At 57.1% G+C, this 294-nt stretch carries 1 pseudogene; it reads right to left on the reverse strand.

Annotated features, from left to right (window positions below):
• A pseudogene (locus tag H9565_RS20090) lies at positions 1 to 294 on the reverse strand (DUF5018 domain-containing protein); the annotation flags it as partial.

A 294-nucleotide genomic window follows, 5' to 3' on the forward strand; every position in this document is an offset into this window, starting at 1 on the left:
CCATTTTCCGCGGTGACCGTATAGGTAACGGCACCGGAAAAATCCTGAAGGACGGTCCTTGCCGGGGATACCGTGGCATTTTCAGAAACGTTCAATACCGAAGGGGCACCGGTCAAGTCGGTACCATCGGGTACCGTAACGTTGATGGTAAATGTGGTAGCGTTTATGTCCGCGCCTGTCTGGCCGGGAAGTTCGAATGCCGTTATGGCGTTCTCCCCACTGCCCGTGGGTTGGGATACGGTCACGTTCACCGTCCATACCTGCGGCGTTCCCGTCTCGGGGGTCACCGTATAG

The sequence above is a fragment of the Zobellia russellii genome (assembly GCF_018728565.1).
Classification (GTDB): domain Bacteria; phylum Bacteroidota; class Bacteroidia; order Flavobacteriales; family Flavobacteriaceae; genus Zobellia; species Zobellia russellii.